Source organism: Streptomyces sp. NPDC046985 (assembly GCF_040644415.1).
Lineage (GTDB): Bacteria > Actinomycetota > Actinomycetes > Streptomycetales > Streptomycetaceae > Streptomyces.
In genome coordinates this window covers 344,833-356,737 of record NZ_JBEYWK010000004.1, presented here as the reverse complement: position 1 = coordinate 356,737, position 11,905 = coordinate 344,833, and the positions used below count along the sequence as shown (strand labels likewise).

Below are 11,905 nucleotides of genomic sequence, written 5' to 3'. Positions count from 1 at the left end.
TTCGCGATATTCTCGTGGAAGGTTTGTATTTCCTTCCTGAGATGCTTGGCGCGCCCCTCGATTGTTCGCTAGCGAACCCGGACGCCTACGATAATAAGGGGTACCTCAAGAATGCGCCGAATGAAGAGGTTCGGCAGCGAATAATCGAGGGGCGCGCCAAGCATCTCAGGAAGGAAATACAAACCTTCCACGAGAATATCGCGAAAATCAACGGGAGTGTTTGCTGATGGTCGAGATTCCAGTAGGCAAGCTCAAAGATGTCTTCGACTTGCTCATGGAGCGAATCTGCGCCGGTGAGCAGGTGTTGGAAATCGATACAGAGGCATTTTGGTCCGTACCTCGAGATCAGGCTTATGACGTCTACGGTGAGCCGCGAGATCTAACGATCGGTATGCTTTCTGAGTCGTGGGGTCACCTGGAAGACATGCTCTCAGATCCCGACCGTGTTGTGGGACACGGTTTCGTCTGGCTCTCTGAGGTTCTTCGTGCCATCGGCGACGAAGCAGCCTCCTGAGATAGTGACAGTCTTCCAGAAAGCAATTGAGAAGAAGGAAGGTCGAACGGGTTGCCGAGGGGGTTTCCGGCTGGCCATGACGGCGAGTAGCGAGACCTGATTCCGCCAGCAAACCCAAAGCCCCGCCAGGCGCGTCCTGGCGGGGCTTCTGCGTGGGGTGACGGCAGTAGTTGACGGCAACGTCAGCGGACGAGGGCGGTGCAGGGTGGCGGTTCGTCGCCGTCGCTGTTGGCCGCCTCGGTGGTCTCCGGGCAGCCGAGTGCGGCGCTGAGGGTGTCGATGGCGTCTCGCTGGAGGCGGAGTCGGACGTGGGCGTAGACGGTGGCGGTGACGCCGATGTCCGCGTGGCCGAGGAATTCCTTGATGACGGCGAGTTCGACGCCCTGTTCCAGGAGGAGGGCGGCCGCCGAGTGTCGAAGATCATGGAACCGGATGCGGCGGAGCCTGGCACGGTGGAGCAGGTGTTGAAGTGCCGGGTGAGGGTGGCTCCCTCGATCGGGGCTCCCTCGGGTCGGATGAAAACGTAGCCGCTGTCCTTCCAGCCCGCGCCTGCTGCTTCGCGTCCCTGACGCTGGCGGTTGCGGCGCTGTGCGAGAGAGCGCAGGCACGGCGTGGGCAGGGCGATGCGTCGTTCGGAGCTCTGGGGTTTGGTCGGGAGTGCGGTCAGGCCGCTGGAGTTGGTGCGCTGGAGGGTGCGGCGGATGCTGGCGGTTCCGCCGGCCAGGTCGAGGTCTTCCCAGCGCAGGCCGAGGAGTTCGCCCTTCCGGAGGCCAGTGTGCAGGGCGAGTTCGAACAGCGCCTGCAGTCGGTGCCCGTTGGTGACGGCCAGGAACGTGCAGCGAACTCGGGGTGTGCGGGGACGCGGTGAGGGTCCACTTGGGCCGGTCCGGATCGGTGCCGCCCCAGATGGTCCAGGTTGCCGGATTCTGCGCGTGCTGCGAGGTCAGTGGGTGGAACTGCATGCCTGCTTTGCCGTCGGGAGACGTCCACCGGATCCCGTGCCCGGTCCAGGCGTGCTTCCACCCGGCCTCCGTGAGCGGCTGAGTTGCTGCGGTAACCGTCTTCTCGTCCACCTGGGTACCGGTGACCGTGTCCCAGCCATCACCGTCGCCGAGGTGAATGAGGAGATTCTGTAGCACCGGGGCGGGGGTGTCGCTGGTCGCGGTGAGGTGCCACATGCGGTCGGAGACGGGCGTCTCGTAGGCAGCCACGGTCCAAGCGGTCTCACGGGCCTGGGTTTCGTGGGCACGTTCGATGCGCAGGGTCTGCGATTCGTGGATGGCGTGGGTCGTGTCATCCGACCAGGTCCGCCACTTCCCGAATTCACCGTGCGCGTCGAGGAAGCTGTCGAGGAGCGCGTCGTGGTCGCCGGCATCGGCCAGGTAGATGGGGACGGTCTCCGGCTCGGATGCGGGAGTTCCGGACTTGGCCGTGGTGACGTCGAAGACGGAACGCGCTGCGATGGCGCCACGTTCGGCCGTTGTCAGGGGCGCCGGGCCGGGGCGCATCGCGGCTGCGTGGACACGCTGGAAGGCCGTCAGCGCCTCTGCGGGTGAGTTGAAAGTGTCGGAGATCTGTCGCAGGTGGTCCTGACCATGTAGGTGGACGGACTCACCGCCTGGGCCGAGGTAGGTGCCGACCGCGACGGTGTTCTGGCCGTCGTGTGCGTGAGCGTAGATGAGGAGTCGGCCGTGACGAATGTCGTCGTGGATCTTCTGTGCCTGGTTGGAGATCTCACGGACTTCGCTGCGAGTGCACCAACTCATCGGGTGGTTCGGCCAGGTCCATTCCTCGGTGATGGCCTCCTGGAGTTGAGGGGTGATCTTGACGGGAATGCCTACGGCGGTCAGGTGCTTGGCCGCGTCGTTGGCCCAGTAGGTCTCCTCATGATCGATGCGGGCCAGGACCAGGACATTGGTGGCGGCGGCGCTCCAGTCGGCAGCCTCCAGAGCCGTGAGAGCGACGTGGGCCTGGGTTCCGGTCAGTACGGCCTGCACGGCGGTCGGGCGATGAGCGAGTCCTTGCCCCGCCACCAGGTGTCAGCGAGTCCCCGGACTTCGGGTATCGGCTCGAATCCTTCGAGGTTCAGGTCCTCGACAGCGCTGCCTTTGATCTTCGTGATGGTCTTGGCCCAGTGGCCCGCGTGGCTGGCCAGTGCCAGGGCTTCCACCCATCCCTCTGTGCTGGCGTGCAGCGGCGTCCAGTGGTCAGCGTCGATCCCGAACTCACCTCCTGGCCCGATCGTGAACCCGTGGGCCATGGAGACGCGACAGTCGCCGGCCGGGAATCACCATCCGCTCGCGGCCGAGCCCTCGGGGGCGTCGGCTTCCAGAACGCGCGGGCCGCCCTCGTATTCGGGGGCCGGGGGCAGGGCGAGACCGCCCCAGCGCTCTTAGGCGGCGACAGCCCGGTCGATCTCGGCATCCGGAATCCCTCGCTTGAGCCATGCCTCCCGGAAAAGCTTGAGGTCGCGGTGTGGAACACGCAGCCCGTGTCCCTCGACGAAGTAACGAGCTCGCCGGCTCAAGCCTTCAGGCGCCTGAGGAATCAGCGGCACTCGGGGGTCTGCACCGGCTGGTCCTACGACAAGAACGGCAACGAACTCTCGGCGGCCGGACAACTCCCGCGCACCGGTGAGACGTACAACGACTTCAACCAGCTCACCGCCCTCACCAGCGGCGGAACCACCACGCAGTACACCTACGCCGGCACCGACAGCTCCGACCGCCTCACCGCCGGCTCCACCCGCATCGACCAAGGCCCCGAAGGCATCTCCACCACCACCGACGGCGCAACGAGCACGGGATTCTTCCACGACCCCGCGGGCACAGCATCGGCATGACGCGCGGCGGAAACCCGTACTACTACGTCACCGACGACAAGGGCGCCCCATCCGTCCTCGTCGACGACTCCGGCGCCAAGCAGGACCGCTGGGACTACGACCCCACCGGCGGCGCACGCTCCGGAAACACCGCCCCCGTCGACCAGCCCTTCGGCTACGCCGGCGCCTACCTCGAACCGACCGGCCTGTACAAGATGGGCGCCCGCTACTACGACCCCGCCCTCGGCCGCTTCACCCAAACCGACCCCAGCGGACAAGAATCCAAGCCGTACCTCTACGGCGCCGGTGACCCCATCAACAACATCGATCCCACGGGCCTGTCCAACAGTCCGCTCGAGTACGTCAACTTCGCCCTTGGCGCAATCGGTGCCGCCGGCATCGTTGGCCTGATAGCAGCCTCGCCCGTAGTCATGGGCGTAGCCGCCGGTGTTGGAGCCGCCATCGGGATCGCGTTGTTTGTCGAGGGCACTGCCTGCCTCTTCGCGGAGACATGTTGATCATGCAAAACCTCGCATACGCCCTCATAGCCGGATCTTCTGCCTCAATGGTCCTCTTCCTCGTGCTTGCAGTACGCAGCACCCGTGGAAGTGTCGAGTGGAAGAAGTACCAAGCAGCCACCATCACGTCTGCCGTTCTGCTGATCGCCAGCTTGACCTTCAGCCTCCTGGTATGACAGCGACGCAGGTAGGGACCGACAAGCCGGTACCTACCTGCGTTGGTGAAACCCGCTCGTCATGGTGGCCGTCGTATGGGGGGCTCTGGCGTGAGCTGGCTCCGCCGCCAAGTCGACACCCATGCGCAGCATCGAAACGTTCGGGCGGCCTTCAGCACTTTTGCCGACTGCCCAGATGGCTCACAGAATCCTTGTCGGGACTATCGCCGTCCGTACGTCTGCCCAGTGCATCTGACCGAGCGGGGCGGCACTGGGTTCGGCACCGCCCACACCGCGCGCGCGGACTCCCATCACGGCAACAACGGATGCAAGCGTGACTGGCCCGGCCTGCACCGTCGTTGGGGGTGCCGAAGCATGCTGCCTGGTATAGCTGGTTTACGAGTTGGTGCGTGATAGCGGGTGAGGCGTGTTTGGCCTGGTCGCCCCCTGCTTTCAGGCGGTGATGGTGCGGTCGGAGACGAGGCCGGCGATGGCGCGGTAGGTGTTGGGCAGGACATCTCGCCGGTGTGTCCAGCGGGTCAGTTGCTTCCAGCGTTTGTGGTCGGCGAGGGCGTGTTCGACGGTGATGCGGTCGCAGGAGTGTTCGTGGCGGGCGCGTTCCCACTGTTCGACCCTGTCGGGGAGTGCTCCGGGCCGGGGTTTTCTGGGTGGTGTGATGGCCTGCCCGCGGTGGTCACGGCTCAGGCCGAGATAGCCGGGCCCTCCCCCTGAGTGGTGGACACGCTGATACTGGATCTGCTTGATCCGGAGGAAGCGAGAAGACCGCCGATGGCGATGAAGGATTATTCGGACGAGTTCAAGGCTGACGCTGTGGCCCTGTACGAGTCCACACCCGGGGCGACGTACAAGAGCGTCGCCGCTGACCTGGGCATCAACCGGGCGACGCTGCGCGAGTGGGTGCTGCGGGACCGCGAACGCCGTGGCGTCACCGCCGCGCCCGCGCGGCCTGCCTCCCGGCCGGCAGCGGTCGCATCGGCGGATCCGGACGAGCGGGTCCGCCGCCTGGAGGCGAGGGTGGCAGAGCTCGAAGCGAGTGAGCGCAAACTCGCGACCGAGCGGGACATCCTCCGCAAGGCGGCCAAGTATCTCGCCGGAGAGACGAACTGGTGATCAGCCGCTTCCAGTTCGTCGACGACCACCGGAGCACCTACGAGGTGAAGCGGCTGTGCCAGGTCCTGGACGTCAACCGGTCGAGCTATTACAAGTGGCTCGCCGGCGCCGAGGCCAGGGTTGCCCGGACACGCCACGACCTGGTCCTGGCCGATGAGATCCGTGAGGTTCACCGCGAGTCCGGCGGCGCCTACGGCTCCCCGCGGGTGACCGCCGAGCTCCGTGAGAAGGGACATGCGGTCAACGAGAAGCGGGTCGCCAGGGTCATGCGGGCGTGTCACATCACCGGGATCCGCCTGCGCAGACGCGTCCGCACCACCGTCCCCGACCCGGCGACCTCACCGGTCGACGACCTGTTCCAGTGCGACTTCACCGCCACCGAGCCGGGGCGCAGACGCATGGGCGACATCACGTATCTCCCGCTTGCGGGCGGGAAGTTCCTGTATCTCGCGACGGTGCTGGACTGCTTCAGCCGCAAGGTCGTGGGCTGGTCCATCGCCGACCACATGCGCACCGACCTGGTCGCCGACGCCCTGCGGATGGCCGCCCGCACCCGCGGCTCACTGGAAGGCGCCGTCTTCCACTCCGACCACGGAGCCCAGTACGGATCCCGCGCCTACGCCGACCTCTGCGACGAACTCAGGGTCACCCGCTCGATGGGCGCGGTCGGGACCAGCGCCGACAACGCCGCCTGCGAAAGCTTCCACGCCTCCCTGAAACGCGAGACCCTCCAGGGCGCCCGCGACTTCGGCGACGCCGACGCGTGCCGGCGAACGGTCTTCGCCTGGCTGACCCGCTACAACACCCGCCGCCGCCACTCCGCCAACGGCCACCTCAGCCCCAACGAATACGAACGCCGACACCACGCCGCTAAACTCACGCTCGCCGCGTGATCAATAACGGCGTGCCCACCTTCACGGGGGAAGGCCCGGCTGGTACATGTGGGGCGGCCCCCAGAGCGGTCTCGGCGCCGCGGCGCCCAGCGCTGCGCTCCATGCCGCGGCGCGATGTTTGGGCTGCTCGCAGCACGTGCGGCTGGTTGGTCAGCGTCATCTCGTGCTACGTCGTTCAAAGGCGTCCGGCCACCGGCTGGCCACCGGAGGAGACCCTGCCGAAGTCGGAGCGAGGCGCCCCATGGCCGAGGTGCAGATCAGAGCCCTGTTTCCCGATCCTTCTGAATCCGGGGAACAGGACACTGATCAGGCATCAGCCGCAGAGGAGGTCGCGGCAGGCGAGAGGATTCCCGCTTCGCCGACCTCGCTGTGACTCAGTATCCCGCGGTGCAGCCGATGTCGTCCAAGAAGGTCCATCGGGACCCGATACACGCTTTGGCAGTGACGCCGGCGTCGTCCATCTGATCAGACCAGTTGCGGCCGGTGGGTTGAGACGGCAGTTCCGTCATGCTTTCGAAGGCGGGGGACCAGCCATCGTAGTAGACCGAAGCGACGTAGGTGTTCTTGCTGCCGGATCCGCCGTAGAACCGCGCCCAGACCGTCTGGCACCGCGGGCTGTACCGGAGCTGAAGGGTAATCCCGTCCTTCAGAGCCGACTGCTTTGCCGTGTACGCATCATCACTGCACGTCACGGTCGCCCCGAGTTGGCTGCTCCACACCGGCTGGCTTGGGTCGGTCGCGTTGCAGGCGCTGCCGCATCCCTTGCTCGCCAGTGCGGCTGCCGAAGCTGTTCCCGCGTTGCCCACCGTCAGTCCCGTAGGCACGGCGATCACCGCCACCGCCAGTGCTGCCAGCCGCGCGCGTCGCGTTGCTCTCATTCCTCTGTCCTTCCGCTCATTCATATCTTTTTGATCAGTGCATCAGCCATGAGCATGGCAAGATCAGCCCCGTGCGACAGGCAGGGTCCGGCCGATCACGCCGCAGCGAACCGCCGTACAAGACGGCATCGAGCCAGTCGTCCGCGTTCTGCCACCGAAGGGTTTGTCTGCCCGTTGCCGCCGGCCGCTGCGGCTGCCAAGCCGATCGAGGTCGACCATGGCCGCCGCTCAACCGCCGGTGGGAACTCGCGTCCACGGAAGCCGGCGTGCCGCCGGTCCGTTCCCGATTCCCTTCCGTGTGCGCCCGGGACTGGAGCCAGCGCGCCGGGTTCCTCGGTGAACCGCGCGGGGAATCGACTCCTCACCACCACGGTGTGGCGTTGCCAGAGTTGCAGGTACTGACGATCGTGGTGACGTAGCACGCGCGAAAGGCCACGGCCGAGCTCGAACTCGTCCGGTAACCCTCCGTGTAGTTACGGCCGTTGACGGGCTGGATGTCCGCGTAGTCCACGGTGCCGGCACCGAGGGAGACCTCGAAGCGGATGTAGTCCGACGAACCGTAGTTGAGGATGCGTCCCCAGCCGTACTGCGATCCCCCACACGTGCCGTAACGGATCTGGACTTGTCGGCCGTTCACGGTCCGCTCCGTTCCCGTGGCGACGTTGGTGCAGGAGTTCGGGTCGCTCCACCAGCTGGAGGCGGCGGTCGCCGGGGCCGCACCGAGCATGGCGGTGGCCGCGACGGCAGCGCACATACCCGCGATGGAGCCGAGGAAGCGCTTTTTCAGGTGGTTCTTGAACATGCTGCACTCCGAGTCGTGGAAGTGACCGGGCAATGTGCGACTGGCACCACGGCGGTGGACTCGACTGCACCGAGGAATGGTCTCGACGAAGTCGAGTCCACCGTCCGCCTTCGCGGGGCGCCGGTGAACCCCGCCGCCTCTTGCACGGAGTGTGATCACGCGGGGTGCATCGGCTCCAGCAGGCCGGCGTCAGGCGGAAGTGAGTGGTCAGCCTGCACGCCGAAGAGCTGTGTCAGGGCCAGACCAGGTACTCGCCGGCCACCCAGCCGGTGAGCTTGGTGCTGCCGTTATAGCCGTAGCCGCACACCCAGTAGTGGCCGCCGGACTGGGTCCCCGAGGAGGAGCTGAAGTAGAAGGCGGCGCCACCGGGTATCTCCCCGATGGCCGTGTTGCTCGTCGACGGTCCGGTGCGTACCTTCAGCCAGTCCACACTCGTCTGGACGTGGGTGGAGTTGTTGAGGGAGCCCGGGCAGGTGACGGCCGCGCTGGCGGCGCCGGCCGGAGCGGCGTGGGCGGCCGGCACGGCGGTGAGAGAGAGCGCCGCAGTGGCGATGGCCACGGCGATGGACTTCTTCACGAATACCTCCTGAATGAGACGGGATGGGGAGACTTCACGCGGCTGAAAGCGCGTTCGCGTGAGAATTCGGGAGCGTCAGCCAGATCGGCGGACCCCGGTGAGGGGGCCGGCATGGCCGTCCGCTGTCGTCCACGGATTGCACGCGACCTCATCGACCCGCGTGAGGGGAGCCGCTGTGTGGCACATGGTCGGCGCGCCCCGTGGGCAGGCACTGATCAGCAATTCGGAATGGCGCTTCCGTAGGTGTCGTTGGCCTGGTCGTTTCCTTGGCTGGCCAGGTAGTAGGCGGACACGTAGTCACGTCCGCCCGTGTCCATGTCGGTCAGCAGCCACCAGTGGTTGTAGGAACTCCCAGAGCCGACCTGTGAGCCCCAGACTCTGCAGAACACGTAGTTCGTGCCCGCGTAGAGGGCGCCGCCGTGATCCCGTCCGGATGCGGCGGCCCAGGTCTTGATCCAGTACTTACCGTCAGTGCCGCAGTTCGGGATGGTGTTGCCGGAGTTGTCCTTGGCCTCGTCGTTGCCCCAGCGGGACAGGTAGTACGCCGATATCCAGCCCTGGCCGCCCGTGTCGAGGTCGGTGAACAGCCACCAGTGGTTGTAGGACGACCCGGAGCCGACCTGGGAACCCCATTCCTTGCAGAACACGTAGTTGGTGCCCGCGTTCAGCGTGCCTGCGCCGTCGCGGGCGGGAGCGCTCGCGAAGGTGTCGACCCAGTACTTGCTGGCCCCGGCTCCCCCGCCTGAGCCTCCCGACGTACAATCCGGGATGGTGTTGCCGGAGTTGTCCTTGGCCTCGTCGTTACCCCAGCGAGACAGGTAGTAGGCGGAGACGTAGTCCTGACCGCCCGTATCCATGTCCGTGTACAGCCACCAGTGGTTGTACGAGTTCCCGGAGCCGACCTGCGAGCCCCAGACCTTGCAGAACACGTAATTAGTGCCCGCGTTGAGGGTGCCGCCGAGGTCGCGACCGGTGGCTGCGGAGGATGTGTCGACCCAGTACTTGGCACCGCCCTGGACAGGGCTGTCGCCCCCGCCTCCCCCCCCGCTCGAGCCGCCGTTGCACAGCGGGTCGCTGCGGTGGTCGTTGTACCACAGGGCGGAGCAACCGGTGGTACATCCACCCGAACCGCAGCCGTTCACACCATACTTGGCCTCAGCGTCGGCGACGTGCTGGTCAACGGCACTGCTGTAGAACAGCCAGTTCTCGTTGCTGGTGGGGAAGCCGGTGAGACGGACCGCGCCGGCGTATCCGGACAGGTCGAGGGCGTCGACGTTGGCCGGAGTGCCCGACTGGGACTGCTGAACGATGCGCCCGCCGCCCAAGTACATGGCGACGTGATGGATTCCGTTGCGTGCGCTGGGGTTTCCCCAGAAGACCAGGTCACCCGGCAGAAGGCTACCGGTGCCTTGTGAGGCCGTGAAGCGCGCCGCGACATGGCTGGTGGTGTGGAACTGGCTGTCGGCGCCCAGCGGCAAGAAGTTCTCGGTGCCGGTGACCGCGTACCAGAGCCAGTGCATGAAGCCGGAGCAGTCGTAGCCCTTCACGTTGCCGTCATTGACGGCGTACGTGGTGTTGTCGGACCAGCCGAACGAGGCGCCCGGATGGGACCCCCAGCCCCCGCCGAAGCTGTAGCGGATTCGAGCGTCGACGGCCGTGCACGCAAGGTCGATCGCCTTGAGCGCCTCGACGGTCGGAGGAATGGCGCCAGGTGTCGTGGTCGGGCAGCTTCCCGATGCCGCTTGAGCCGGCGCGGCGCCCAGTTGGACTACCCCCGCGGACAGCAGTACCGCGGCCAAAGACACGGCCACGGTGCGAAGTCTTCGACGCCATGGACCACGTGACCTGCTCAACGCGTGATGTATTGACACAAGACCCCTTCCTGAGATCAGGCACTGGAATTGAAGGATTTTCTCTGTCTCGTGATGTTCGGTCGTGCGAGCGGTCGAAATCCTGGCGGATCTACGACGATATGGTCGAGTCCGGAACACGCGCCGCGATAGACACGTGGCGCATATGGCCGCTCCGGGCTCGCGCCGCCCGACGCGAAGCGCGCTCTGGCCGGTTCGACCGATGCATCGGTCGACGACTCTCAGCACGTCGTGAATGAATAGACAGGTGACCGGTCCAGTGCGGGGTCGCACGGAGCGCTTGCCGCCGCCGGTTCGGTCACGGTCACCAACAGGGGGACCTGCATGGCGAGTACGCCCGGCGCGAGCGCCGCCCCTTCGCTCGGTGCGCTGCTCTCATGCTCTGTCCTCCTCGACGGGCCGTGCGCATGGCGGGACGTGACGATGCGGGTTGGGGTGGCGCTCACGTACGGCCCGCGCCGCCAGACGATGCGCTCGGGACGAGAAGACTTTGTTGGGAAACGGAAGCCCTGGCAAGCGAGAGGGATGAGGTGGGAAGCTGAGACGCCCGACAGCGCCTTTATCTGCTGCTTGGGATGCCTCGAGGGACGGGGCGGGACACGAGCGCGCCCGGTGGGACATGGCGCGCCCAGTTCGACAGGAGTGTCAGAAAGTGGACGAGGTCGCTTCGCTCGCCGCCCGGCTGAGATCACTGAAGGACAGATCGGGCATGAGCTTCGATTCACTGGCGAAACGGACGGGAGTCAGTAAGTCCAGCCTTCACCGCTATTGCGCGGGAACCAAGATGCCCAGCGGCTTCGCTCCTCTCCATGCGATGGCCAAAGCGTGTGGAGCGAGCAGTGGAGAACTTCAGGAAATCCGAGAGCTCTGGGCAACTGCCGATTCACCGCATTCTTCGGTCGACCCTCAATCAGGAATGGCTGCCGGCGAAGACGCCTCCAGTGCCCAGCACACGCACGTCAGCCGCTTTCCCTTTCCATTCCGAGCCGCAGCCGGGGGGAAACGCTTCTGGAAATTCACCGGCGTCGCGGTCCTCGCCCTGTCGGTGTCGGGGGTCGCCTATGTCGTCTTCCGGTCGGCCGAGGCTGACCCACGGCCTCCCATAGACGGAATCAACTACGCCAGGAACCTACAGCCTGTCAGCGTGCACGTTTTCAACGTGGAGCGTGGCTGCCAACAGCGCGACGATCACATCCCGGCCTGCAGTCTGGGACTCGCACGAGATCCCAGACGCAAGTACGACGCGGACAACGTGGTGGCTCACCGCGTCTGGCACAACGACACCCTGATCGCGGACTGTGTCTTCTATGAGGGTGACCGGGTGGCCGACGAAACGGGCGTGGGGACGACACGTTGGTTCCGCGTCAAACTGAACGACGTACCAAGCGGTTATGCATGGCTTCCCGCAGTGCGCAGCCATGACAGCCCCGGGCTTCCGCGATGCGGGGTTGATCAAGTTCGGTGACTGTCCACAGGTCGCCTGCGAAGCACGGGACCGGGAGGGCCGCCGTGGCGTGCCTGCCCGGTCCTCCCAGGTCGTCGACCAGCAGCCCGAGCGACGGGTCGAGGACGGCGCCCGCGGCAGCGAGCGTCCTCCATCGGACGGACCGGCCGAGGCCCACCCCGCCTGGCCGGCCGCCGCATGAGCCGACAGCCCCGGGGTCAGCGGCCCCTCTCCGTCCGCGCACACCGCGTTCCCGGAGGGATACGCCCACCTGGTAGCAGCGTCTCTGGCCACGATCTCG

General features: G+C 66.1%; 10 protein-coding genes and 6 pseudogenes. 6 read left to right on the top strand and 10 right to left on the bottom strand.

What is annotated here, in order from left to right; all coding sequences use genetic code 11:
• Together ABZ861_RS07715 and ABZ861_RS07710 are read left to right on the top strand one after the other, a co-directional pair.
• Positions 1–227, top strand: a 227-nt coding sequence (locus ABZ861_RS07715) for a hypothetical protein (RefSeq protein WP_361625314.1), incomplete at its 5' end; no start/stop codon positions are given.
• A complete protein-coding gene (locus ABZ861_RS07710) occupies positions 227–514 on the top strand; it encodes a hypothetical protein (protein WP_361625311.1) in 288 nt (95 codons plus the stop codon). The genes ABZ861_RS07715 and ABZ861_RS07710, both read left to right, overlap by 1 nt.
• Positions 515–696: 182 nt before the next feature.
• Here ABZ861_RS07710 and ABZ861_RS07705 read toward each other — a convergent pair.
• From ABZ861_RS07705 to ABZ861_RS07695, 3 genes and pseudogenes are all read right to left on the bottom strand, one after another.
• Positions 697–1,295, bottom strand: a pseudogene (locus ABZ861_RS07705) (site-specific integrase).
• A 67-nt stretch (positions 1,296–1,362) separates the two neighbouring features.
• Positions 1,363–2,022: pseudogene (locus ABZ861_RS07700) on the bottom strand (DUF317 domain-containing protein); the annotation flags it as partial.
• A gap of 473 nt (positions 2,023–2,495) precedes the next feature.
• Entirely contained in the window at positions 2,496–2,684 is a 189-nt protein-coding gene (locus ABZ861_RS07695) for a hypothetical protein (protein ID WP_361625308.1), read from the bottom strand.
• Positions 2,685–3,005: 321 nt separating this feature from the next.
• Between ABZ861_RS07695 and ABZ861_RS07690 the strand changes: the two genes are divergently transcribed.
• Entirely contained in the window at positions 3,006–3,356 is a 351-nt protein-coding gene (locus ABZ861_RS07690; protein WP_361625305.1) for a hypothetical protein, read from the top strand.
• Complete coding sequence (locus ABZ861_RS07685; RefSeq protein ID WP_361625302.1) at positions 3,353–3,853, top strand: RHS repeat-associated core domain-containing protein; 501 nt, start codon at positions 3,353–3,355, stop codon at positions 3,851–3,853. The genes ABZ861_RS07690 and ABZ861_RS07685 overlap by 4 nt, the downstream gene beginning before the upstream one ends.
• Positions 3,854–4,461: 608 nt before the next feature.
• On the opposite strand, the pseudogene ABZ861_RS07680 reads toward ABZ861_RS07685, so the two are convergent.
• Positions 4,462–4,725, bottom strand: a pseudogene (locus tag ABZ861_RS07680) (IS5/IS1182 family transposase); the annotation flags it as partial.
• 72 nt (positions 4,726–4,797) lie between these two features.
• Between ABZ861_RS07680 and ABZ861_RS07675 the strand changes: the two are divergent.
• Positions 4,798–6,032 (top strand): IS3 family transposase gene (locus ABZ861_RS07675; RefSeq protein ID WP_361625299.1). Its coding sequence is split into 2 segments (ribosomal slippage): positions 4,798–5,116 and positions 5,116–6,032, totalling 1,236 coding nucleotides; the frame shifts between segments, so codons are not numbered across the junction.
• Positions 6,033–6,406: 374 nt separating this feature from the next.
• Here ABZ861_RS07675 and ABZ861_RS07670 read toward each other — a convergent pair.
• The 6 genes and pseudogenes from ABZ861_RS07670 to ABZ861_RS07645 all read right to left on the bottom strand — a co-directional run.
• Positions 6,407–6,910 carry a DUF2690 domain-containing protein gene (locus tag ABZ861_RS07670; RefSeq protein ID WP_361625296.1) on the bottom strand — a complete coding sequence of 168 codons (504 nt, stop codon included), beginning with the start codon at positions 6,908–6,910 and terminating at the stop codon, positions 6,407–6,409.
• 361 nt (positions 6,911–7,271) lie between these two features.
• Entirely contained in the window at positions 7,272–7,712 is a 441-nt protein-coding gene (locus tag ABZ861_RS07665) for a hypothetical protein (RefSeq protein WP_361625293.1), read from the bottom strand.
• Between the two features lie 232 nt (positions 7,713–7,944).
• Entirely contained in the window at positions 7,945–8,289 is a 345-nt protein-coding gene (locus ABZ861_RS07660) for a hypothetical protein (protein ID WP_361625290.1), read from the bottom strand.
• Positions 8,290–8,765: 476 nt separating this feature from the next.
• Positions 8,766–9,029 (bottom strand): annotated as a pseudogene (locus ABZ861_RS07655) (M23 family peptidase); the annotation flags it as partial.
• Positions 9,030–9,047: 18 nt separating this feature from the next.
• Positions 9,048–9,293 (bottom strand): annotated as a pseudogene (locus tag ABZ861_RS07650) (M23 family peptidase); the annotation flags it as partial.
• 276 nt (positions 9,294–9,569) lie between these two features.
• Positions 9,570–10,094 (bottom strand): annotated as a pseudogene (locus tag ABZ861_RS07645) (NlpC/P60 family protein); the annotation flags it as partial.
• 718 nt (positions 10,095–10,812) lie between these two features.
• Between ABZ861_RS07645 and ABZ861_RS07640 the strand changes: the two are divergent.
• Positions 10,813–11,625 carry a helix-turn-helix transcriptional regulator gene (locus ABZ861_RS07640; RefSeq protein WP_361625287.1) on the top strand — a complete coding sequence of 271 codons (813 nt, stop codon included), beginning with the start codon at positions 10,813–10,815 and terminating at the stop codon, positions 11,623–11,625.
• Positions 11,626–11,905 lie beyond the last annotated feature (280 nt).